Below are 24,532 nucleotides of genomic sequence, written 5' to 3' on the forward strand. Positions count from 1 at the left end.
CGCTATTTATGTCATTTTAACCAAAGTAGTTGAACTTATTTTTACCTAGTACTTTTACGAGGCGAAAAAAAAGGCACAAAAAAGCCCTGAAATAGGGCTTAATTAAATAATGAAAATGGTACTTTCATCATGCTTTTTACGGTGAACTTGTTACGCTAGTTTAGCGAAACAACGTTCAGCCGCTACAATTGTTGCTTCAATATCTGCACTGCTATGTGCTGTAGATAAGAAACCAGCTTCAAATGCAGACGGTGCAAGGTAAACACCTTCAGCTAACATCAGGTGGAAGAACTGCTTAAAGCGTTCTGCGTCACATTTGAATACACCTTCAAAACCAGTGATCTCAGCTTGGTCTGTAAAGAAGAAGCCAAACATACCGCCAACATAGTTAATTGCTAGGGGGATATTTTGACGTGCTGCTGCCGCTTTAAGGCCTTCCGCTAATTGTTTGGTGCTGGCACTTAATTGCGCTGCTACTTCTGGCTTATCAATTTCGTTAAGTGCTGCTAGACCAGCTGCCATTGCAATTGGGTTACCTGATAACGTACCTGCTTGGTATACAGGACCTGTTGGCGCAATGTGCTGCATGATTGCAAGTTTACCGCCAAACGCGCCTACAGGCATGCCGCCGCCAATAACCTTACCGAGTGTTGTTAGGTCTGGTTTAACTTGATAGTGTGCTTGTGCACAGCCTGTTGCAACGCGGAAACCTGTCATTACTTCATCAAAGATAAGTACGGCATTGTATTTATCACAAATCGCACGTAGACCTTGCAGGAAACCGTCTTGTGGTGGAATGCAGTTCATGTTGCCAGCAACAGGTTCTACGATGATGCAAGAAATTTCTTCTGGATACTCAGAAAATAGTGCTTCAACGGATGCTAGGTCATTAAACGTTGCCGTTAATGTGTGTTTAGCAAAATCAGCTGGGATACCTGGAGAGCTAGGTTGACCTAATGTCAGCGCGCCAGAACCTGCTTTCACTAATAACGAGTCTGCATGGCCGTGGTAACAACCTTCAAATTTTAAGATCTTGTCACGATTAGTGTAACCACGTGCTAGGCGGATCGCGCTCATCGTCGCTTCTGTACCCGAGCTCACCATACGGATCTGCTCCATTGATGGCACCATAGCTTGTACTTTTTGCGCCATGATCACTTCGATTTCAGTCGGCGCGCCAAAGCTTAGGCCATTTTCAACAGCAGCCAGTACCGCTGATTTGATTGCAGGGTGGTTATGACCCAAGATCATTGGACCCCAAGAACCAACATAATCAATATAGGCATTGCCGTCTACATCGTAGATACGAGCGCCTTCGGCACGTTGAATAAAGAGTGGGCTACCACCAACGCCATTGAATGCGCGCACTGGTGAGTTTACGCCACCAGGAATAATCGCTTGAGCTTGCGTGAAAAGTTGGCTTGATTTTGACATCTGCAATCCTTTTATCTACTGTCTGGGACTAATTATACCAATTCCGAAAATTACGTAATCAAAATAATATTGCTCCTGCAAACCGCTCAAGACATCCCTGTTCGCTTAGACAAGGCCATCCATGGCCATCCATGGCCATGTATGTTTGCGATAGCAATAGCATTTTTCTGCACAGTTATTTATAGAAATTGATATTATGAAGAAAATTTCAGGCGCTCATTATACCTGTTCATTGCTTTAAACGTAGATTTTTTATATTTTTAGCGACTTACATTTAACTTGTCTTTGTTTTCATCGGCAGAATCGTTAAAATAGCGCTTTATTTTTATCCATCCTCACGAAAAGGCCGACATGTTTAAGTTTATTAAACCGCGTTACATCGTATTATTGGCGCTCGCTATATTATTAGGTTATGGCTTTTCTTACTTGAAAGGCATGGAGTCGGCAGCAAAAATCACCATGAAAGATGATGAAATTGCACGACTTGATACTGCCTTTGCAGAAACCAGTAAGGTCAAAGCGCAAGTTGAAGTCGAGTTGCAAACCTCACAGGTTTTAGTGGACCAGTTAACTGAGCAACAACGTATTTTGTTTAATGAAAATGCCGAGCTAAAACGTGAACTGGTTTTTTATCAGCGTATCATGGCGCCTGAAGATGTCATTAACGGGGTACAATTAGAAAGTCTGACATTTATTCCCGAAGTCAGTGAAGATTATTACTTTATGCAAGTTGTACTGATGCAAGTGCAAAAGAAAAAGCGCCACATTAAAGCCAGCGCAGACATGGTATTTTATGGCAGTGAAGAAGGCGAACCTGTGGAGTATCGCTGGAGTGAACTGGTTGATGAAAAAGAGCAAAAGCTTACATTTTCATTCCGTTACTTCCAAACGATAGAAGCCTCAATTAAATTCCCGCTGGGTTTTGTCCCAGAACGTGTGGCTTTTGTCGGTAAGGTAAAGGGCAATCGTTGGAATTCAGGTGTTAATTTAAAACAAAACTTTGATTGGAGCGCGGTATTGCAAAGCAGTGACACGATCTCGGGGTCATAAGCACCTATTACCAGCATTCGAGATAAAGAGCCAATAAACGATAGTTGACTGAATTAGTCAGGTATTAGATAATTGAATGTATAAATCGAGTTTAAGTGAGAACAGATATGGAACTATTTACAGACGTTGGTGCAACTCAGGCTAACAATGAAGTTGTTGAACAAGCTGTTACACCTGTTGCTGTGGAAGCAAGTGCAGATGACATGGCATTACCTATTTATTTTAGTGATAATGCTGCAGCACGAGTGAAAGAATTGATCACTGAAGAAGAAAACCTAGCGCTTAAATTACGCGTGTATGTCACTGGCGGTGGTTGTTCTGGTTTCTCTTATGGTTTTACTTTTGATGAAAAAATTAACTTTGGCGACACTGTAATTGAAAAGAACGGTGTGACTATGGTTGTTGATTCTATGAGCCTACAATATTTAGTTGACGGTACTGTTGATTATATCGATGGTTTAGAAGGTTCACGTTTCTTGGTGAATAACCCTAACGCAACAACAACTTGTGGTTGTGGCTCAAGCTTCTCAATCTAATGAGTGCTTGAATGTAAACTATTGATCCGCACTTAACAGTCGTTAAGTGCGGATATTCCCTTTCTATTTTATCAATGTTGTCTCTATATCCCCGCAGCTTATAAAAATATTAATACTTCTAGCTTATTCTTTAATGTTTGTGACCGATCGTCTTATTTTAGGTGATAATCATTCCTATCATGTTAAATATATAGCATCATAGATGCTCAATTATGTTCAAAGGAATGATGATGAGTAACCTTACCGCGCTGGCTATAATTAAAAAGCCCTTATTTCAAGCATCTGTTATCGCGATTGTATTTGCAGTATGGATGGTAAGTGGCTCTGGTCATGCAGAGGATGGCGCACAGCTAAATAATGCTGCACCTCTTCCTCAGAACACGGATGCCAACACTGCGGTCGAGAAACCCATTCCCCAAGTGCGTGTTCAGCAATTTGATGCACAGTTGATTGCGCGTTCCATTTCTCTTTATGGCCGTACGGCTGCCGATCGTGAAACCAATCTGGGTGCAGAGATTGCTGGTCGCGTTGAAGAAGTACTCGCCAAGCGCGGTAGCTTTGTTAAGAAAGGCGACATTATTGCCAAGATGGAACAAAATGATCTGCCGCAATTATTACAGCGTGCGAAAACATTATATAAACAACGTGAGATTGAATATCAAGGTGCTAAACAACTAGCAGCACAAGGGTTTCAAGGCAAAGCCCGTTTAGCGGAAGCGGCCACGGCATTAAGTGATGCATCGACCAATGTATTCACTATCACATTGCAGTTAGAAAAAACCATTATCATTGCGCCTATCTCCGGTATTCTGAATGAACGCCATATCGAAGTGGGTGACTACCTTGCTAAAGGTAATCCGATTGCGACCATTGCTGACATTGACCCTTTGATTATTAAAGCCGATGTGACTGAGCTTGATGTCAATAATGTGCAGTTAAACCAAGTTGCCAAAGTGCGCTTAGTCAGTGGTAAAGAGATTGAAGGTAAAGTGCGTTACATTTCACGTGTGGCCAATGCTGCAACTAATACTTTCCGCATTGAAGTGTCCATCGATAATGACGATTTAAGCTTATCTGCTGGTGGTAGTGCAGAGCTATCATTACCACTACGTCAAGAATGGGCGGTGAAGTTATCACCATCCACATTAGCCTTGGACGAAGAGGGCGTGATTGGTGTTAAAACGGTGGTTGATGAACATGTTGTCTTCACCCCAATTGATATTCTGAAAGCGGATGCACAAGGTTCTTGGTTAACTGGGCTAGGTAAGCAGCCTACAGTTATCACGGTGGGGCAAGGGTTTGTACGTGCGGGCGATAGAGTCGATGCAGTGCTAACGAGGGCGCAATAATGAACGGTATTATTACTGCTGCGTTAAATCATAGCCGCACAGTTATCATGTTACTGCTGCTTATTTTAATTTCTGGCAGCGTGACGTATCTTAATATCCCCAAAGAAGCCGAACCGGATGTGCCGATCCCGTTTATTTACGTGTCAGTTAATCACCATGGTATTTCCCCTGAAGATGGTGAACGGGCATTATTACGGCCGTTAGAACAAGAACTCCGTGGTATTGATGGTCTCAAAGAAATGACCTCTACCGCTAGTGAAGGGCATGCCTCAATCAAGTTGGAATTCCATGCCGGTATTGACAGTAATATTGCCTTAGCCAGCGTGCGTGAGAAAGTCAGTTTAGCCAAAGCGCAATTACCCGATGATTCTGAAGAGCCGGTGGTCAAAGAGATCAGCATGGCCACGCAAAAACCAGCGTTAACGGTGATTTTATCTGGTGATGTTGCAGAGCGTGCACTTATTAGTGTCTCGCGAGACTTAAAACAAAAAATTGAATCGCTTACCGAAGTACTGGAAGTCAGTGTCGGTGGTGATCGTGAAGACATGATTGAGATCTTAGTCGACCCGTTATTAATGGAAAGCTATAACCTCGATCAGAACGATATTTATAACCTTATCTCAAGAAATAATTTATTAGTTGCTGCGGGTACGCTAGACAGTGGCCAAGGTCGCTTTCCCGTAAAAGTACCCTCGGTATTTGATTCGTTAAAAGACGTACTCGATTTACCAGTGAAAGTGGACGGTACCCGGGTTATCACGTTTGGCGATGTGGCTGAAGTGCGCCGTTCATATAAAGATCCGGTGTCGTTTGCGCGTATTGATGGCCAAGCGGCTGTGTCACTGGAAGTAAAAAAACGTCCCGGTGAAAACATCATCGAGACAGTCGATAAAGTAAAAGCCTTAGTGAATAAAGAAAGTGTGTATTGGCAAGGTGTGATCAAGGTTGATTTTACCGCAGACAGTTCTGAAGACGTCAAAGACATGCTCAGCGATTTACAAAACAATGTATTGTCTGCTGTATTACTCGTCGTGATCGTGATCATAGGTAGTCTGGGCGCGCGCAGTGCTTTGTTGGTTGGTATTGCGATACCGGGTTCATTCCTCGCGGGTATTTTAATGCTGTCAATGTGGGGTTATACCATTAATACCGTGGTGCTATTTGCTTTGATCATGGCGGTGGGCATGCTGGTGGATGGCGCGATTGTAGTAACCGAGTTTGCTGATCGTGAAATGAATGAAGGCCGCAGTAACAAAGCAGCTTATGGCCTGGCTGCAAAACGTATGGCTTGGCCTATTATTGCCTCGACAGCGACTACGTTAGCGGCTTTTGCGCCGTTATTGTTCTGGCCGGGGATGATGGGTGAGTTCATGAAGTACTTGCCGCTAACCCTGATCACCACATTGAGTGCATCGTTAGTCATGGCGCTGATTTTTGTGCCAACACTGGGTGGTATATTTGGGCGTCGCCGTAACTTGTCAGCATTAGAAAAAAAGCAGACGGAAGTGGCTGAACGCGGTGATCTTACCAAGATGCCAGGCATGACAGGTTGGTATATTAAATTACTTAACGGCGCGATTAAAAAACCGTGGTGGTGTCTAGGTGCGGCAGTACTGTTCTCTATTTTGGTGATTAAAGCGTATGGCGTTTATGGCAAAGGATCTGAGTTTTTCCCCAATGTAGAACCTCCGGGCTTTAATATTATCGTGCGCTCGCAAGGTGATCTCTCTATTTATGAGCAAGACACGTTAATGCAACAAGTCGAAGCTAAATTACTGGGGATGGCCGAGATTGAAACACTCTATGCACGTACTGGTAAAAGCGATCAAAAAGGTGAGCAGATTGGTTCGTTGCGCGTTAATTTAGTTGATTGGCAACAGCGCCGTAAAGCCGATGCGATCATTGCTGATGTTTTAGTGAAAACATCGACGTTAGCAGGTATTGAGATTGAAGCGCGTAAAGATGAAAGTGGCCCGCCGCAAGGTAAAGACTTGCAGCTGGAATTAAGCTCTCGTTATCCGGAGCTGTTAGAGCCGACATTAGCTAAAATTAAAGATTTTGTGGCGACCCAAGGCATCTTTACTAATGTCAGTGATAATGGCGCAAAACCAGGTATTGAATGGCAGATCAAAATTGATCGTGCGGTTGCAGCCCGTTACGGTGCTGATGCCTTGTTAGTGGGTAATAACGTGCAGTTTGTTACCACGGGTTTACGTCTTGGTGGTTATCGCGCTGACGATGTTGATGACGAGATGGATATTCGCGTGCGATTCTCAGAACAATATCGTCATATCGATCGTTTAGAAGATTTACGTTTAAAGACCGCTGTGGGACAAGTGCCATTAAGTGTATTTTCAACCTTAACACCAGAGCAGAAAAAAGATTCGGTGCGTAAAGTGGATGGTCGCCAAGCACTGAAAATTGAAGCGGATTTATTGCCTGGTTATAACTTAAATGAGCAATTGCCGAAGTTAATGGCACTGATGAAAGACTTGGAACTTGACCCTCGTGTGACGATTCGTTTACGTGGCCAAAATGAAAACCAGAAAGAATCGGCCGAGTTTCTTAAAAATGCGTTGTTAATTGCATTAGCCGTGATGGCGATTATTCTGGTAACCCAGTTTAATTCTTTCTATCAAGCGTTCTTAATTTTAACCGCGGTGATCTTTTCTACGGTCGGGGTATTCCTTGGCTTAATGGTGGTACAAGAACCGTTTGGTATTGTGATGTCAGGTATTGGTGTGATCTCGCTAGCCGGTATTGTGGTGAATAATAATATTGTCTTGATTGATACCTACAATGTCCTTAAACGTGAGGGCCTTACAGCGGTTGAAGCGGTATTACGTACTGGTGCACAACGTTTACGTCCGGTGATGCTGACGACGATCACGACTATCTTAGGCTTGATGCCGATGGTATTGCAGATGAATGTCGATATTGTTAATCGCAGTACTACATTTGGCGCGCCATCAACACAATGGTGGTCGCAATTGGCTACTGCGGTAGCGGGGGGGTTAACCTTTGCAACTGTGCTGACGTTAGTATTAACGCCATGTATGTTGGTATTGGGTGATCGATTAAGTCGAGGTTTGAATAAAGACCAACCGACGGTGAATGATGATAGTCATTTTAAAGGTCGTTTTGATGATGATCAGCATGTTGCTTATTCTTCAGAGCGACAAGACTCTGAGACATTAACTGCAAGCCGATTAGGGTAATAATGCATTGTTTACGATAGAATTGTTTATGAGAGAACTGTTTATGAGAGAATTGTTTACGAGGGAATGAACCGTTTGTAAATGAATAGACAAAAACAGGTGCTCAATCAGCACCTGTTTTTGTATGTCGTATTCATAGAGCATCACGGTGAACTTATTTAATTTTACAAGCACGCCAAACCAATAATAACCACGACAGCATTAAACCACTACCGCCCGACGGGGTGATGTTACTTAACCATTTCTCACCCGTTAATGCATACAAAATCAAACTGCCACTGAACAAGGTGATGCTGAGTAATTGTAAGCCAGCAACCCAGTTAAAACGCCCTTCAGGAAATTTAGTATCTAACAGCGCCAAAAATAAAATGCTTAAGGTATGAATAAATAAATAGTCCCGCGCGGTGGCAAAGTTAGCCACACCATTATTCAGTACGAGCTGTGAATGCCATAAATGCGCACCGAGTGTGCCGATAAGGATGTTGGTAAACATTAAAACGGAACAGATAATCAGGAAATATTTGAGTTTGTTGTGCTGCATTCTGCGGTTATCCTTAGTCAGTCAAAAGATTTAGTTTGTTGTAATACGTAATAAAGTTGTCATTTATCTTACATTTTTTGTTCATGTTAATCACACATCTTTGTCATATATCCCCTTTAGTATTGGTTCCAATTAAAGCATCTACTCAGTTATTAACCTTTATCTTTTTAATTTGCCTAATGGAATGGAACCTAAAATGAAAAAATCACTACTTGCACTAGTATTACCAAGCTTATTCGCATCAACGGTTGGCGCTGTTGAAGTTTATAATAATGACGGTCAAGCGGTTGACCTATATGGTCGTGCTTATGCTGGGCATGACTTTAGCGGTGAAGGTAAGAATGCTAATTATGGTAATGACTCTTATATCCGACTTGGCGCAAAATTAAAGTCAGATATTTCAGATTCATTATCGGCATTTGCGCGTTATGAGTTGCAGTATGATCTTAAAGATAGTGAAACATCACCTACAACTAAGACGCGTTTAGCTTACATTGGACTTGATAGTGACGTTGGTGCATTTAGTTTTGGTCGTCAATACAATGCGTTGACAATAGCGTCAGATTTGACCGATGTTGCTTACACTAATGCTTATGGTGGTAACTTAGGCAATACAAGCCGTGATAACAGCACGCTAAAATACAGCAACAAATTTGCTGGGTTACAGCTAGATGCGTCATATCGCCTTGACGATAACCAAAGTGATGTTGAAAGCGACGCGGAATACAGCCTTGCTGCAACTTACAAGCTTGATTTTGGCCTAATGTTAGCGGCAGGCTTTAGCGCAAAGTCGCCGACAGATGACTATGATGCGTCATTATTTTTAGTGGGTGCGAGTTATAAAACGGGTCCAATGAGGGTCGCTGCTACATTTGCGCAAGGCGCTGAGTTTGAAGATCAAAACACAGACCACACCGCTTATGAATTATCAGCTGAATACAAAATCACTAAGCAACTTCGCGCACAGGTGTTATATAACGTGCAAGAGCTTGAAGATACAACAACATCAATTACGACAGACGCAGTTGATGATCTAGTGTTCGGTGTACGTTATGACTTTAATAAAAGCTTACGTACAGTCGCTGAATACCGTATTAATGGGGTTGAAGGTAAAGATGATGACTTCCACCTAGCTGCGCGTTACAGCTTTTAAAGCATTAAATCCGATTAGCACACATAACCCCTGCTATCGCATGAATCTTGCTAGTGCATCTGGAATGCAATCGCAAGGTTTACTGCAATCATTGCTGGGATGAAAAAAGCGGTTAATCTTCGGGTTAACCGTTTTTCTATGCGTAATGGTATTGCCAATGTTCCCCTTGATTTACTCCTTGTTGTATCTACTTCATATTCAAACTCTAAGCTTGTTGTGTATCAATTGAAAACAGTTGATAATGGCTCGAAATTTCGCGTTGGGCATTATATTGAGCCTATAAGCTTCACCTTTGGCTATATTCTTTAGCTGTAAAGCAGGTAAATACAATGCAGCAATTAGACCTAAGCGACTACGCTTGCCCTTTACCGCTGATCAAAGTCAAACTCTGGTTAAAGCAAGCTGAACTAGGTACTGAAATTATCGTATTACTGACCGATCCTGGTTCTCGTCAAGACATACCTAAATTTTTAATCAGTCTCGGTAACACAGTCGTTGAGTTAGAAAACAGTGCGTCGATATTACGCATTCAGATCACCAAACTAACCCAGCACTTAACACTTAATACATAATACAATCTTAAGGCAATCACAATTTATGATCTCTGTAGTATCACGTTGGTATCAAGAACGTTTTTCTGACCCGCACGCAGTTACTTTATTCTTACTGTTAGTATTTGGATTTTCGGTTATTTATTTTGCTGGTAGCTTAATTACGCCTTTTTTAGTGGCTGTAGTATTAGCTTATTTATTGGATTGGCCGTTAATACAATTAATGCGGTTAGGGCTGTCGAGAACCTGGGCAACGGTCATTATTTTACTGCTCTTTGTCACCTCGATGGTAATGCTGATGTTAGGCCTAGTGCCTACGGTATGGCATCAAGGCGTGACCTTGGTTAAAGCCATGCCAGCAATGCTCAAACAAGGTCAAGAATTCTTGTTGATGTTACCACAAGAAAATCCTGATTTGTTTAATGCAGAATTAATCAAGACTGCCTCGATAGCAGTTCAGGATCACGTGGTCAGTTCAGGTGAGATGATAGTAAGCGCTTCATTCGCTTCTTTATTTGATTTAGCTGCTATCCTGATTTATTCGATTTTAGTGCCTTTGTTAGTATTCTTCATGCTCAAAGATAAACATATTTTGGTTAAAGCCTTGGTGAGTATTTTACCGCAAAACCGTCGTCTGGCGATGGAAGTATGGACGGAAATGAATGGCCAAATTGCCAATTATATTCGTGGTAAAGTATTTGAAATTATCATCGTTGGTTTTTGTACTTGGTTGGTGTTTTTCTTTACTGATTTACAATACGCCGCCCTGCTTGCGGTATTAGTAGGGTTCTCGGTGTTGATTCCTTATATCGGTGCTGCAGCGGTAACTGTGCCGGTGATGCTGGTGGGTTTATTCCAGTGGGGATTAACGCCAGAATTTACTTATATGATGATCGCGTACGGTATCGTACAAGCGCTCGATGGTAACTTGTTAGTGCCATTGTTGTTCTCGGAAGCGGTGAACCTGCATCCTGTGGCGATTATTATGTCGGTATTAGTGTTTGGTGGTATGTGGGGGTTCTGGGGTGTGTTCTTTGCTATCCCATTAGCAACCTTGGTGAAAGCGGTATTGAATGCTTGGCCAAAACGTGGCGCGATGCCTGTTGAAGATTAATCTGATTACATCAACATAGATTAACAAAGCGAAGCCCGTGAGCAATTTAGTCACGGGCTTTTTATTTTTATTACTTATTTCTTGTTACTGATGTGTTATTTCAGTCAGCCAGTAATGTGTCAGTCTTTGCTGCGCAGACAAAATCATTCTTATGCAGACCTTTGATGCTGTGTGACCACCAAGTGATGGTTACTTTGCCCCATTCTGTTAATAATGCTGGGTGATGACCTTCCACTTCAGCCATCTCTGCGACACGATTAGTAAAAGCGATAGCTTGTTTAAAGTTTTTAAACTTAAATTCACGCTCTAATTGCATGATATTTTCACGCACAACGACCGCCCAATCAGGGATCTGATTAACTAATACAGCTAATTCTGCATCACTTACTTGTGGGGCATCGGCGCGACATGCTTGGCAGTTTTGTTGGTTTAATTCAGTCATGATTTGTTCTCGTCTTATGTTTCAAATAGGGTATTTAAAGTCGTTTTTATTTAGTCTAGCTCGAGCTATGTCGATGTTAACAAGCCTTATCTTCTTTCGGCGTATGCGCCGACGGTTTCATGCCTAATATTTTAGCTTCTTTGATCAAGGTAATTAAATCGAGCTTAACTAATTGTTGTAAGTCCGTTAGCTGGTTAATTACAAAGTAATTCTTTTGCAGTTCATCGATACGGTAATGGGTTCGAAATGCTTCGATGACTTGCAGCGGTTGTCGATTGGGAATATCGCTTTCTAAGCTGTAGCACGTTTCTTGTTTTGACGACAGAATACCACCACCAAATATTTTTAAACCTTGCTGAGTCTGCATTAAACCAAACTCAATGGTAAACCAGTACAAACGTGCCAACATAGGCCGGTCGGCTTTGTCGGCTTTTAATCCTAGCTCACCGTAATGCTGGGAAAAGTCAGCGTAAGCTTGATTGGTGAGTAGTGGGCAATGACCAAATAATTCATGAAAAATATCCGGTTCTTGAATGTAGTCTATGTCTGCTTTGGTGCGGATAAAAGTTGCTGCTGGAAAGCGTTTATTCGCCAGTAATTCAAAAAAGCGTTCAAAGCCAATTAAAGCAGGCACGTTCTCGACTTGCCAACCGGTTAATTTTTTTAGTTTTCGGTTTATATCTGGTAGCTGTGGGATCTGATCTGCGCTCATCTGCAGCAGATCAATACCGGCAATAAATTCATCACAGGCACGGCCTTTAATGATTTCGGTTTGACGGTTATATAACGTAGCCCAAGTGCAGTGTTCCTCATCGCTATAATGTATGTAGCCGTTTTGGTCTGGTTGGCGTGAAACATATTTTACTTTTTCTGCTACGGCTAAATCCGCTTTAATAGCTAAAGATGAGTTCATAATGACTTCCTCGTGCTGTGTTATTCAATTGATATTAGTTTAGCCTCAATTAAATATGCAGTACAGATTCAGGAAATTGATAAATAAACCAGTACAGTTATGTTAATCTGTCACTGTACTGGTGAATAATTTAATAAACTGTACTGGTTTATGCCATATCGATTATTCATGCTTAAAAACCAAATGATAAAAGTAGCTAACACCAATGACGAAAATATCGACGAGAGTAATAACCAAAGTATTGTTATATCAGCAAGTAGCTGATGATTTACGCGACTTAATTAATCAAGGCGTGTATTTACCAGGTGATAAATTACCGTCGCTAAGAGCGTTATCTGTAAAGCGGAAAATGAGTATTGCCACGATACAAAGGGCGCTTGAAGAACTTGAGATTGTTGGTCTGATTGAAGCTAGGCCAAAATCAGGTTATTACGTCTGCTTTAATAATAGCACTGACGCGGTGATTGAACTGCCTAACATGGGCATGAGTATGACCATGAAACCCAAGTCGGTGAAGATCCATGAACTCGCCAGTCAGATATTTCATCAATGTGGCGCGCCTGATGTGATCAATATGGGCACCTCGTATCCGTCGAGTGATTTTATGCCGACCCCCGCGTTGCAAAAAATATCCAACCAAGTGATCAAACACCACATGGCGGATATTGTTGAAGTGCAGTTTTCGGCGGGTAATACCTTATTACGCGATGTGCTGGCTAAGCGCATGAATGAATCGGGCTGTCAGGTATCAGCAAGTGATGTGATTGTCACTAATGGTTGTTTAGAGGCATTGTCGGTGTGTTTACGTGCCGTTGCTAAACCGGGCGCTACGATTGCATTGGAGTCGCCGGGTTTTGTTGGTTCATTACAGTTAATCGAATCATTAGGTTATAAAGCGCTGGAGATACCGTGTCACCCCGTTACCGGCATGAGCCTTGAAGCACTGGAATTAGCGTTAGAGCAATGGCAAATATCGGCGGTATTAGTGGTGCCAAGTTACAGTAACCCATTGGGTTCGTGTATGCCTGAAACGAATCGTAAACAGCTGGTGGAGTTGTTAGCAACGAAAGATATTCCCTTAATTGAAGATGATTTGTTAGGGGATTTATCGTTTGATGGTTCACGGTTAAAACCCTGTAAAGCATTCGATAAAAAAGGCATGGTGTTGTATTGCTCGTCGGTATCAAAAACCATCGCTTCTGGATTACGGGTGGGGTGGATTGCACCGGGCGCGTATTACAAAGAAGTCTCTTATTTTAAGACGTTCACGAATATTAGCGCACCACAGTTTTCGCAGATTGTCGTGGCGCAGTTTTATAACAGTGGCAAGTATGAACGTCATGTGCGTCAATTAACGGCTAAGATCGCTAAGCAGGTATATCAGATCCAATCGTTAATTCGTCAACATTTCCCTGACGGTACACAAGTCTCGAATCCGCAAGGTGGTTGTATTTTGTGGGTCGTCTTATCGCAAGACATTGATGGTCATGAACTGCATCTTAAGGCTATTGATATGGGCATAGGCATTATTCCGGGGCAGTTGAGCAGTGCGACGAACAAGTTTGATCACTGTATCCGTATTAACTGTGCTTGCGATCCTAAAATTGATATTCAGAGCAGTATTAAAACCTTAGCTGCTATCGCGACTAGACTGTTAATTAAATAGCTGGTTGATTGGAGTGCTAGTTAAATAGCTGTTGTAATCGTGCAATATTTAACGTGACTTATATCACACTTATAAATGACCAATATCAATTTTTATCGAGGGGTGGGGCGTTATAATTCAGTCACCCAAGTCATTCCATTCTAAAGTGATGCTTTTTTGCTGCGCTTAGTTGGTCTTCTTATGAGTAAAAGTGATGAGTCAAAAACCAAATCTATCTACCGCGATGACCAATCTAATTACCGAAGTACGTGGCGTGTTTCCTTTCTACGAACCTGAATCGAGTATTTGTGGTGATTCGTGTGAAGGTTGCCCGAAGAAATTATTAGAATTAGTCGACTCTGAACTGTGTTATTGGGAAGACCAAGTCAAGCAAGGCACTGCGCCGACGTTTGATGAATTAAACCGCGTCGGTAAACTGTGTAAAAATGTTAGACGCGGCTTGAAACGTAATGGGTTGGTTGATTAGCAATACTTGTCTAGCATTGCTCTGTTAGCACGCCAATAGATAAGGGGACGATTGGATCATTTGGTCTGTTTGGATTGGGTATTTTATTTGTATAATTAACTTGGCATTTGAAGTTCACACCCTTAAATTCAACGTCACTACTGAACATAATGTAAAGAACACCGTTCCTCGAACTTCTAGATATATAAAATGGTGCGGCCTTATGATCTTGTTCTGCGACATCGGCACCTACAGAGTCTATTTCTAGTAACGCTTTAAGTTGCTCATTAATCTTCTTTAAAGTCCCTGCAGTGGCAAATGCCGGATAACCATTGTATATCGGGACTTGAACACCATTAATTGTTATTTCCGCTTCACCTGTCGTTTTACCTTCGATGGCGGCTTTGGCATAAACAAGTTGCATTGCACTTTCCATCGATCCTCTTATGGCTTCTAATGTCGCTGCTTTTGAATCAGCTCTTAGATTGATGAATTTAGGCACGGCTGTCGCGGCTAATACACCAAGCACAATAATCACGATGACTAATTCAATCAGCGTAAAGCCTTTACTCTTTGCATGGTGTGATTTCATGTATTGTTGCTTTGGCATATATCCCTATACTCGTGAGTGCTTTCTTGAATATCGATTAATTATGTCGTGATAAAACTTAGTAAATTAACAACTGTCTGTTAACACCCTAATTGTGGGCGCGGCTACGAGCGCCGAGTTTTCGTAGCGAATTTGGCATTGAAAATTAACGCCTTTGCTATCATAGTCAGTCATGAAAAAGATAAATATTTGATTGTACCTTCTTGCTCTATCAGTGAAAAAGTTGGCCGCGTTACGATCACCGAAGGCGGTATTCCTATCGACACTATCAATCTCGATCCATGCTTTCACTTGAGCATTAAGTTCGGGGAAAGTATCTCGGCCATCAACCGAGGGATAACCATTATACAAGGGCACTTTAACCCCATTGATTTCAATTTCGCCATTACCACTGGTTTGATTTTCCATTTGTGCGCGAGCATGCACTAACTGCAATGCGCTTTCCATCGTGCCTTTAATAGATTCTAACGTAGCGGCTCTTGAATCATGTCTGAGATTGATGAACTTGGGTATTGCAGTCGCGGCTAATATGCCAAGTACCACAATCACGATAACTAATTCAATCAGGGTAAAGCCGTTATGTTGTGTATCACGCTTTTTAGAGTGTGTGGTGTTTGGCATAAATCCCTGTATCAATTATCTCATTAATAGGATTTATCTTATTTCATTTTGCATGGACAACAAGATAAATGTGGCTGATTGTTTATAAATGATGCAAATCATTTGAAAGTATAAATTATATAGTTTTATTATAACCTATCTAGTTATTCGTTAGCGTTAACAGTCTGTTGCGAGCTAATGCTCGAGTGGTGATACCTCAGATATTACGCGGATATACAGTCGGCTTTACTTTATATTGTTTAGTATTCTGGGTCATTGGGGATCTTTAATGTACTGAGTAGCTCGTCTTTGCATTTAACGGCTTGTTTGTTTATATCTGCTTTTCGGCAGGCAATTATCTTGGCTTTTTGCGCTTGTTCTTCTCTATATTTTTATCTATTTGTGCTTTATTTTCTGCTCTTGTTGGCGCTTCAGCGCGCGCTTTTTTTCTTGCTTTAGTTTTAATTCATGGTCGGACTTTTTCTTTGCTTCGCTGCGAAGGTCACATTTAAGCGGAGTGTGAGCCAACAATCCCTGTTGGCTTTTTTTCAGCTTAAATAAATTAAACACGACTATTTATTAGCTAAATAATCCAATACTACTTGGTGGTGATCTTTGGTCTTAAACTTGCTGTATTCGCCTTCTAGTGGCACAGCTTTAAGCGATGCAGAAGTAAATATGTGCTCTACCACACCCTGTTCGTCGATTAAGAAAGACAGGCGGTGGATGCCGTCATATTCCTTGCCCATAAATTTTTTCAGGCCCCAAATACCGAAAGCATCTGCTACTGCGTGATCAGGGTCTGAAAGTAGGCTAAAATTTAATTCATCACGAACAGCAAACTTCGTTAGGCGAACCACTTCATCTGGGCTGATGCCAAGTACGACTACATTTAACGTCGTTAATGCTGTGATATGATCACGTAGTTGTTGCGCCTGCGTTGTACAACCTGGTGTCATGGCTTTTGGATAGAAATAAGCTAAGACTTTTTTGCCTGCTAATGAATCAAGCGAAACGCTTTCATTATGTTGGTTGAGCAGAGTAAATGATGGTGCTTTATCACCAGACTTTAAAGTTTGCATGGGTATAGTCCTAACTGTTAATAGATGGCTAATAAATTTTTAATAAATGATGAATAAATCGTATGTAGCTATTGTGCGGGAGTTTTTGTCTCTCGACAAGGGACTTTTGATAACCAACTTTTTATACATATGGCTAATAGAGCGAAGGAGATGACAGTGCAAACATTAACGCAATTATGGTTTCTGCTTAACCGGTTAAACAGATTTAGTTTTAAAGTGAATAGCGACAATGAATCTGTGACTGGTTGGCAAGGTGAAGGGCAGGGCTTAATTAAACGCCGAGCAGGTGAAACTGTTGATAAGGGGAATACCGACGTACCTGAATCGGGCGCGATTGTTGAAACCATTGAACGTGGTGATTATCACGTATCAGCGACACGTAAAGTCCCCATGCACAATCAATATTTGTGGCAGTTTCAAGGCGACCATATTCGCTTAACGCATTTACGCTTTGGCTGGGATAAACCGGTATTCTTGTTCGATATTATCGAAAATGAGCAAGGCCAATTAGTTACGCGGCAGTCACATCAATGTGCAGCAGACAATTACGATGCCTCGTTTGTATTACACCCTGATAGTCTGGAAATGCAATGGCGTATTCAAGGGCCTAAGAAGCGTGAAGTGTTAGATTATATTTATGCTGTGTAAAAATTACGTTTTTTAAGCGATAAAATGAAAATATGACAAATCTTACAGTGAATGTTTACTGTAGTGAGTAAACGAATTATTTCCAATTTAAATAGTACATTTATGTATTATTGTGATTAATACTGCTATTTATGACTTTATCTCGGGTGATTGTTATAAACTTTAGCGATCACACTTTATTGCAAATGGAAATCATTATCACTACACTCGCGTTATTTAGAATCTAGACTAGATAACAAGGTCGTTGTATGAAAAAAGTAAATTGGAAACGAGTCAACCGTAAAACCCATTATTGGGGAGCTGCGATTATAGCACTGCCGATAATCGTTGTTCTTATTAGTGGATTATTACTGCAAGTAAAAAAAGAAGTTACTTGGGTGCAGCCTGCGAGTATGAAAGGTGAGGCTAAAATCCCGCAACTATCATTCCAACAGATACTCGACATTGCGAGCACAGTGCCCGAAGCTGAGATCCAGAGCTGGAAAAATGTCAGCCGTATGGATGTTAGGCCTTCGAAAGGTATTGTGAAAGTCAGGGCTAAAAACAAAGTCGAAGTTCAAATTGATAATGCCACTGGTAAGATCTTACAAGTCGCCTATCGTCGTTCAGATCTGATTGAGTCATTGCATGATGGTTCGTTCTTTCATGAACATGCTAAATTATGGCTATTTTTACCGGCTTCAGTCATTTTACTTATGTTGTGGATCACGGGGATTTACATGTTCTTAATGCCTTATATATTAAGACGTCAGAATCGTAAGAAAACCGAATTAAGAGAAGCAGGTGATATATTACCTCAATCGCTTAATTCTTAATTCTTAATTCATAAGTCATCGTCAGTGAGCGTGAAGATTTTGCGTGGTTAGTACTGCTGTGAATATAAATACCTTAGGTCGAGACTAAAGACTGATTCCAGTTTAAGTTGAAGGCTAGTTGAAGTTGAAGTCTAAGGTATCACTGATTATAGCCGTATATATTTGACAGATTTTCGTTATCGTTTTTTACAATACATTTAGATACTCTTATAAATAGCTGTGAAATAAAATAAATAGCGTGAAAAAATAACGATTTAACACTCTAAAATCCCTTCCCAGCAACAAAAATATATTCCTTACTTATCACAAAACTACCAGCTACTTCACATTGTAATGAGAATTATTCCTAATAATGATGAAAACACCTCTAAAGTGGTGAATCATTTTATTTTGAAGCTTATATTAATGCTGTCATATAAACAAAAAACAAAATATTAATAATAAATATATTTGCTTGTGTGGCGTTTTGTTTTTAATTAACAGCATTTTAAAGAGGTTTAAATGAAAGGACATTTCTTGCTAATGACTTTTGGTTTGATGACGTTCGGCTCAGCTCAGGCTACCGACATAAACTCAACAGGCCCAGTATCTATCGTTAACCACCAACATTCCACGCAATCACAGATGCAGGATGTTACCGAACGATCACCTATCAAACCGTCTCGATTGACTATAACGCCGCGCATGGCTCGGATGACTAGGTTAGCTGATGTCGCACCCGCGATAGCGCCATTGTGTTCTGTGACTGAGTTTTCGAATCGCACGGGCAAAGATTTGATTAGCTATGTGACTCAGGTTTCCAGTGATTGTATTAATAAACAATTTTCTGTTAGCGACGCTGAGGCGACCGCTATTTTTAATGAAAATAACATGCTCACGATCATCAATGAATTTCGCTCTGCCAGCGCGCTTTACAAAGGTCGCAACGAAGACGGCATACTTAATTTAGTACTGTTTTTAAGAGCTGGTTACTATATTCAGCATTATCAAAAAGAAGCGGTAGGTGAATACTCGGATGTAATCAAACAATCATCCTTGTTGGCGTTAACGGCATTTTTTAGCAATGTGCATGTTACCGATGTCAGTGAGGAGCACGGTCAAGTGCTTTCTGAGGTATTAACGCTGGTGGACAGCGCTGGTCATAATACTCATTTTATTTATATCGTTAAAGATATGCTAGGGCGTTTTAATCATAGCTGGAGTGATTCTCGTAGCATGAGCCTGTCGGTGAATTCTATTTTTACCATTCTATGGCGTGGACAATGGGCTGACGGTTTTGCTGAGCACTTGGCAATCGATAATAGTGTGGTTGATGATCTTAAGATTTTTATCGACCAACAAGATTATCTCATCGGTACCAGTAATGAGTATTTAATGAATAATGCCGCGAAAGAACTCGGGCGTATGCTCAATTACGGACCTTCGGTACAAAACAAGGTAAAGCCTTATTTAACTCAATTATTAAATCGCTATAGCATGAACGGTCGTGGTAGCGGTGTCTGGTTGGCTGTTGCTGAAATGGTGGATTATTACGGAGATTGTAACGAATATAATATCTGTGGTTACAAACAACAATTAGAGCTACAAATTCTTGCTATCAATTATACATGTAGCCCGACAATTAAAATCCGTGCACAGTCGATGACATCGGCAGAGTTAGCCCTGTCATGTGAACAAATGGCTGAGGAAGAGGTTTACTTCCACACCAAGCTTAATACCGGTTATCAACCTGTAGCGGATGATCATAATGCGGTACTTGAGGTCGTTATCTTTAATGGTACAGCCAGTTATAAACAGTATGCAGGTACTTTCTTTGGTATCAGCACGGATAACGGTGGTATGTATCTAGAGGGCGATCCTGCTGTATTGGGTAATCAGGCACGCTTTATTGCTTATGAAGCGGATTGGATAACAGATGAGTTTCAGGTTTGGAATCTGAAGCATGAATATGTGCATTACCTTGATGCGCGTTACAATATTAAAGGTAATTTTAGCGATTCAAGCGCCGAGTCGATAACGTGGTGGATAGAAGGCCTTGCTGAATATATCGCGCACGGTGATGACAACAGCCATGCGATTGAAGTAGGTCAGAATAATAACTATCAATTAAGTGATCTGTGGGTGAATAGCTACGCCAGTGGTAATGACCAAGTTTACCATGGTGGTTATCTTGCGGTGCGCTATATGTTTGAAAAGCATGTTGCAGAGGTGGACAATATTCTAAACCTATTACGTCAAGGTAACTTCAGTAATTACGCGGGTTACATGTCATCTATAGGAGATATTTATAATGCCGACTTTAGCGATTGGCTAACGGCGCTGGACAAGAATGATGGCAATGATAACCGCGGTGATGATAATGGCGATAATAGTGGAAACAACAGTGGAAATAATAACGGCGAGGACGGTGATACGACGATAGGCGAGTGCATGACTCCTGAAGAGGCTAATGGTGCGTTAATGCTGAATCGCCCAGTCTGTGGTCTATCTGGTACTGATATTGCCTATTACTATTATGTCGAGAAGGCGGGTACCTTGTATTTTTCCACAGAGGGCGGTAGTGGTAATGCAGACCTTTACTTCAACGACAGCACGTGGGCTATGGATACCGATTTTACTTTATCGTCAACTCAACAAGGTAATAATGAGTTGATCAAAGCGGATGTAACTGAAGGCTGGATTTACTTGACGGTTAAAAGCGATGCCGATTTTGATCAGGTAAAACTGCTGGTCAGTAATATCGACCCACAACACCTGAATAATAGCTGTATTTCGAGTTCGGAAGCCGGAGGTAATTTAACGCAAGGGCAAGCAGTCTGTGTCTCGTCTGATCAAATGGAATACTTAGGTTATTACGTGGAACAGGATGCTACGTTGTCTTTCACTACCGAGGGCGGTGATGGTGATGTGGAGCTTTATTATAGCGACGTAACTTGGGCTTCTAAAGACAGCTTTCAACAATCTTCTACCAATCGCGGTAACCGTGAGGAAATTACGGTGCAGGCAAGTAAAGGTTGGGTATATTTAACGTTAGCAGCAGCGCAAACTTATCAGAATGTGCGAGTGAGTGTATCTAAGGTGAGATAATATTAAATAGCATGAGGTATTTAGAATAATAAATCAGTTGCGGTTAATCGAGTTGATAACCGCAACACTGATTAAGGATGAAATTAAGCGGTGAGCACCTTGTTATCAACCATGAATTGATAGTCAGCGTGCAGAATTGTACACAGACCAGAAAGCTCTGATTCTAAAATAGCTAAGTCACAATCAAATGTGGTGTTTAAGGTGAAATTTGCTTTGAGTATATCGGGGCTGCCTGCGTCAACGATAATTTCTGAACGTAGACCGGCTAAATTAAGATTATTGTTGGTAAAGAATAGCGTGAATTTTTCAATAATACCGGTCGCATCAGGAATGGTTATTTCAACTTCAATGGTATGATCATAACTGATTGGTTCGTGACGTTCGGTACGTTTCATCATGGTGATTAAGTCGAGTTCTTGACTCTTTAATGGCAAGCTCGATTCGAGTTGGATCATCGCATTCCATTCACCAGACAACAGCATGATCAAGGTAAATTCATTACCAAAAATAGCCAGTTTACTATCAACGATATTACAACCGCAGTTACTGACGTGACCAATAAGTTTATGAACGATACCTGGACTGTTACTGCCCAGGGCGGTGATAACTAAATTCTGCGTCATTTTCTTCCATGTCCTTTTATTCCGAGTCTATTAAAGTAAGTAAACTATCCCGGATCAATTAAAGTAAACAAACAATAGAACATCATATACCCAAGCAACTTCAAGATGCAACAATCCGCAAACTTATCAACCAGCATATTGATGTTGGCAGGCATATCGCCAGAATATGCTTGCGACAACAGACTGCTAATATTACTATGCCACGTGTTTTATAGTCAGTAATAACAAGGCAAATATGTTAACAGGTAATATCGTCGCACTTATCACTCCTATGCTCGACAACGGAGACGTCGATCTTTGCTCCTTACAAGGTTTAGTTGAATATCATATCCAGAGCAATACCACTGCATTAGCGGTATTAGGCACCACAGGTGAATCTTGTACGTTTGAGCAAGATGAACATGTAGAAGTGATCAAAAAAGTGCTAGAAATAGCGCAAGGTCGTATCGCGATTATCGCTGGGACAGGGTCAAATAGTACCCGCCATGCCATTCAAATCAGCCAAAAATTACATAAGTTAGGTGTCGCAGCGGGACTGAGCGTGACGCCTTATTATAATAAACCAACGCAAGAAGGTTTATATCAGCATTATAAAGCCATTACAGAAGCCTGTGATTTACCTCAGATTTTGTATAATGTACCCAGCCGTACGGGTTGTGACATGAGCGATGAGATCGTGGTTAGATTAGCGGAACTTAATGCTATCATAGGCATCAAAGACGCTACCGGTGATTTAACGCGTTTAACTCGACTTAAACCCTTCCTACCGGATGATTTTTTATTATATAGTGGTGATGATGCAACGGGCTGTGAGTTTATGTTGCAAGGTGGTAGTGGGGTTATTTCTGTTACCAGTAATGTCGCCGCCGATGCAATGAGCCGTATGTGTACATTTGCATTAGCTGGTCAGCGTGAACAGGCGACTGAAATCAATAACAAATTAATGCGTTTACACCAAGATTTATTTGTCGAAGCAAACCCAATCCCGGTAAAGTGGGCATGCAAAGAGTTATCGTTAACTGCAACGGCAAATTTACGGTTACCATTAATTGCATTAGATCAGCAATATCATGCTCAAGTGAGTGCGGCACTCGCGCTTGCAGTGGATGCATAAATTTTTGAATTAGGGAATATTAATACTATGACTATGTCATCAACAGGTCACCGCTTGACTAACGTGAAACGCTATAGCGTATTAGCGTGCGCTATTTTAGTCAGTGCTTGTTCAGGATCAGATACAAGACGTCAGGCAAATCAAGACTTTGAATATTTGAATCAAACAGTCAAACCAGAATTGGTGATTGCGGAAGGGCTTGATACACCGTTATACACAAAACGTTATGACGTGCCTGAATTAGTCGAAGGGACTGAAGGTTACCCTGTTGGCGCTGATGTTGATGTGCGTTCACCAGTGCAGATTTTAGCGTTATCGCCATTGGTGCGTGTTGAAGAAGGCAGCGAAAACGTGACTGTTTGGTTTAACAGCCGTAGTTCACAAGATGATATTTCTGCGCAGGTGTGGTCTTTGTTAGCTAATTTCTTAGCCGATAAAAAAGTCGCTATTGCGCAGTTAGACGATGTTAATCATACGCTAGAAACGGATTGGCTAATCAACGGTGATACTTTCGAAGAGTTTAAAGAAGTATCTGACTATGAATTAAAACAACGTTATAAATTCACGTTATTAACGGTTGCAAGTAAGCGTACTGTCGGTCTACAGGTTGATTTGATTGACCATGAAGAACGTTTAGATGGGACTAAAATTGATAATGATTTAAGTAAAGGCGATAGCCGTCGTTTTGCAGTGCAAATGCTAAACCTACTTAATATTTATTACGAAATTGACCGCATCGAAGGTAACAACAAAGAAACGGCAGAACAAAAAGCGTCGAAACTGAAGATTGACTTTGTTGATCAACAGCATCCTGTTATTACGTTAAATATTCCGTTTGATGATGCGTGGAAGTTAATGCCAATGGTATTTGCGAAAGTTGGTATTACGGTTGAAGACGAAGATAAACTTGCTGCGACTATGTTAGTGAGTGTTGAAGAACAATCTGATGAATACTGGACTGAGAACAAAATAACACCAGTGACATTAGCTGAAGATGATTACCGTATCCAAGTTGGTGAAATTAACGGCAATACTTCAATCGCGTTCTTTGCTGAAGATAAACAGCCTCTATCAGCAGAAATGATGAGTGAGTTGTTTATCAGTTTGAAAGACGCTGCTGATGTATTACGTGCAGAAAAAGCGCAAGCTGACGAGTAACGGTATGTGATACACCTTAGGTGTTAAGCAGGTGAAAAAGGCCTATGTAGTGATACATAGGCCTTTTTATTTTTTAGACTCGTAATTTTATAGTCAGCTATCTATTTGTTTTGATATTGGTTTTTTTGAACGTCATCAGGCATTGGGTTCTTGCCATATTCGTTCTTGTATTCATTACTGTATGCTTGCTGTTCGTTGTCATCATCTGGTAGTGCTTTAGCGTGCTCGCCAGCATCTAGATTAAATGCTTTATTGTATTGATTTTCAATTTCTTTAGGTGCTTTCATTTTCATGTTCGCGGTGTATTTCAATGTCATGATAGACCCTAGAATAAAGCCTAAGGCGACTAGAATAATAAGCCAAACCATAAATACTCCTGTTAA

General features: G+C 41.1%; 23 protein-coding genes. 14 read left to right on the forward strand and 9 right to left on the reverse strand.

All coding sequences use genetic code 11. The features are described 5' to 3' along the window. Window positions 1-150: 150 nt before the first annotated feature. Entirely contained in the window at window positions 151-1,434 is a 1,284-nt protein-coding gene (gene hemL, locus FR932_RS00805) for a glutamate-1-semialdehyde 2,1-aminomutase (RefSeq protein WP_019440764.1), read from the reverse strand. A gap of 351 nt (window positions 1,435-1,785) precedes the next feature. Between hemL and FR932_RS00810 the strand changes: the two genes are divergently transcribed. The 4 genes from FR932_RS00810 (at window position 1,786) to FR932_RS00825 (ending at window position 7,587) form a co-directional block, all read left to right on the forward strand. Beyond that, on the forward strand, window positions 1,786-2,484 hold the full coding sequence (locus FR932_RS00810) for a DUF6776 family protein (protein ID WP_019440765.1): 699 nt from the start codon (window positions 1,786-1,788) through the stop codon (window positions 2,482-2,484). A 203-nt stretch (window positions 2,485-2,687) separates the two neighbouring features. Then, window positions 2,688-3,020 (forward strand): iron-sulfur cluster insertion protein ErpA, encoded by a 333-nt coding sequence (erpA, locus tag FR932_RS00815; protein WP_036336781.1) that lies wholly within the window; start codon window positions 2,688-2,690, stop codon window positions 3,018-3,020. A 230-nt stretch (window positions 3,021-3,250) separates the two neighbouring features. Then, a complete protein-coding gene (locus tag FR932_RS00820) occupies window positions 3,251-4,369 on the forward strand; it encodes an efflux RND transporter periplasmic adaptor subunit (protein ID WP_019440767.1) in 1,119 nt (372 codons plus the stop codon). Next, window positions 4,369-7,587: an efflux RND transporter permease subunit gene (locus FR932_RS00825; RefSeq protein WP_019440768.1), complete on the forward strand. Its 3,219-nt coding sequence runs from the start codon at window positions 4,369-4,371 to the stop codon at window positions 7,585-7,587. The genes FR932_RS00820 and FR932_RS00825 overlap by 1 nt, the downstream gene beginning before the upstream one ends. A gap of 154 nt (window positions 7,588-7,741) precedes the next feature. Here FR932_RS00825 and FR932_RS00830 read toward each other — a convergent pair whose 3' ends face one another. Beyond that, complete coding sequence (locus FR932_RS00830; RefSeq protein ID WP_019440769.1) at window positions 7,742-8,128, reverse strand: DUF423 domain-containing protein; 387 nt, start codon at window positions 8,126-8,128, stop codon at window positions 7,742-7,744. A gap of 196 nt (window positions 8,129-8,324) precedes the next feature. On the opposite strand from FR932_RS00830, the gene FR932_RS00835 reads away from it, so the two are divergent. The 3 genes from FR932_RS00835 to FR932_RS00850 all read left to right on the forward strand — a co-directional run bounded on the left by FR932_RS00835 (window position 8,325) and on the right by FR932_RS00850 (window position 10,946). Beyond that, on the forward strand, window positions 8,325-9,281 hold the full coding sequence (locus FR932_RS00835) for a porin (RefSeq protein ID WP_019440770.1): 957 nt from the start codon (window positions 8,325-8,327) through the stop codon (window positions 9,279-9,281). Between the two features lie 329 nt (window positions 9,282-9,610). Beyond that, window positions 9,611-9,853, forward strand: a complete 243-nt coding sequence (locus FR932_RS00845) for a sulfurtransferase TusA family protein (protein WP_019440772.1) — start codon at window positions 9,611-9,613, stop codon at window positions 9,851-9,853. 25 nt (window positions 9,854-9,878) lie between these two features. Continuing rightward, on the forward strand, window positions 9,879-10,946 hold the full coding sequence (locus FR932_RS00850; protein WP_019440773.1) for an AI-2E family transporter: 1,068 nt from the start codon (window positions 9,879-9,881) through the stop codon (window positions 10,944-10,946). Window positions 10,947-11,046: 100 nt separating this feature from the next. On the opposite strand, the gene FR932_RS00855 is transcribed toward FR932_RS00850, so the two are convergent. Next, window positions 11,047-11,388, reverse strand: coding sequence for a 4a-hydroxytetrahydrobiopterin dehydratase (locus FR932_RS00855; RefSeq protein ID WP_019440774.1), 342 nt, complete (start codon window positions 11,386-11,388; stop codon window positions 11,047-11,049). Window positions 11,389-11,464: 76 nt separating this feature from the next. After that, entirely contained in the window at window positions 11,465-12,301 is an 837-nt protein-coding gene (gene phhA, locus FR932_RS00860; protein WP_019440775.1) for a phenylalanine 4-monooxygenase, read from the reverse strand. Window positions 12,302-12,506: 205 nt separating this feature from the next. On the opposite strand from phhA, the gene FR932_RS00865 reads away from it, so the two are divergent. Then, entirely contained in the window at window positions 12,507-13,967 is a 1,461-nt protein-coding gene (locus tag FR932_RS00865) for an aminotransferase-like domain-containing protein (protein WP_019440776.1), read from the forward strand. Window positions 13,968-14,160: 193 nt separating this feature from the next. Further along, entirely contained in the window at window positions 14,161-14,433 is a 273-nt protein-coding gene (locus tag FR932_RS00870; RefSeq protein ID WP_019440777.1) for a hypothetical protein, read from the forward strand. A 10-nt stretch (window positions 14,434-14,443) separates the two neighbouring features. Here the strand turns inward: FR932_RS00870 and FR932_RS00875 are convergent, their stop codons facing one another. The 3 genes from FR932_RS00875 to bcp form a co-directional block, all read right to left on the reverse strand. Beyond that, the gene (locus FR932_RS00875; RefSeq protein WP_019440778.1) at window positions 14,444-15,022 is read right to left on the reverse strand and encodes a type II secretion system protein; all 579 of its coding nucleotides are present in this window, start codon (window positions 15,020-15,022) and stop codon (window positions 14,444-14,446) included. 66 nt (window positions 15,023-15,088) lie between these two features. After that, window positions 15,089-15,643, reverse strand: a complete 555-nt coding sequence (locus tag FR932_RS00880; RefSeq protein ID WP_019440779.1) for a type II secretion system protein — start codon at window positions 15,641-15,643, stop codon at window positions 15,089-15,091. Between the two features lie 551 nt (window positions 15,644-16,194). Further along, window positions 16,195-16,704, reverse strand: coding sequence for a thioredoxin-dependent thiol peroxidase (gene bcp / locus FR932_RS00885; RefSeq protein ID WP_019440781.1), 510 nt, complete (start codon window positions 16,702-16,704; stop codon window positions 16,195-16,197). Between the two features lie 150 nt (window positions 16,705-16,854). Between bcp and FR932_RS00890 the strand changes: the two genes are divergently transcribed. From FR932_RS00890 to FR932_RS00900, 3 genes are all read left to right on the forward strand, one after another. After that, entirely contained in the window at window positions 16,855-17,352 is a 498-nt protein-coding gene (locus FR932_RS00890) for a DUF6314 family protein (RefSeq protein WP_019440782.1), read from the forward strand. A gap of 248 nt (window positions 17,353-17,600) precedes the next feature. Continuing rightward, window positions 17,601-18,167: a PepSY-associated TM helix domain-containing protein gene (locus FR932_RS00895; RefSeq protein WP_019440783.1), complete on the forward strand. Its 567-nt coding sequence runs from the start codon at window positions 17,601-17,603 to the stop codon at window positions 18,165-18,167. Window positions 18,168-18,668: 501 nt separating this feature from the next. Continuing rightward, on the forward strand, window positions 18,669-21,254 hold the full coding sequence (locus FR932_RS00900) for a M9 family metallopeptidase (protein WP_019628844.1): 2,586 nt from the start codon (window positions 18,669-18,671) through the stop codon (window positions 21,252-21,254). 83 nt (window positions 21,255-21,337) lie between these two features. Here FR932_RS00900 and FR932_RS00905 read toward each other — a convergent pair whose 3' ends face one another. Beyond that, window positions 21,338-21,877: a glycine cleavage system transcriptional repressor gene (locus FR932_RS00905; RefSeq protein WP_019440785.1), complete on the reverse strand. Its 540-nt coding sequence runs from the start codon at window positions 21,875-21,877 to the stop codon at window positions 21,338-21,340. 235 nt (window positions 21,878-22,112) lie between these two features. Between FR932_RS00905 and dapA the strand changes: the two genes are divergently transcribed. Beyond that, entirely contained in the window at window positions 22,113-22,991 is an 879-nt protein-coding gene (gene dapA, locus FR932_RS00910; protein ID WP_019440786.1) for a 4-hydroxy-tetrahydrodipicolinate synthase, read from the forward strand. Between the two features lie 27 nt (window positions 22,992-23,018). Further along, the gene (gene bamC, locus FR932_RS00915) at window positions 23,019-24,149 is read left to right on the forward strand and encodes an outer membrane protein assembly factor BamC (protein WP_019440787.1); all 1,131 of its coding nucleotides are present in this window, start codon (window positions 23,019-23,021) and stop codon (window positions 24,147-24,149) included. 101 nt (window positions 24,150-24,250) lie between these two features. On the opposite strand, the gene FR932_RS00920 is transcribed toward bamC, so the two are convergent. Next, a complete protein-coding gene (locus FR932_RS00920) occupies window positions 24,251-24,517 on the reverse strand; it encodes a DUF2897 family protein (RefSeq protein ID WP_019440788.1) in 267 nt (88 codons plus the stop codon). Window positions 24,518-24,532 lie beyond the last annotated feature (15 nt).

The sequence above is a fragment of the Moritella marina ATCC 15381 genome (assembly GCF_008931805.1).
Lineage (GTDB): Bacteria > Pseudomonadota > Gammaproteobacteria > Enterobacterales > Moritellaceae > Moritella > Moritella marina.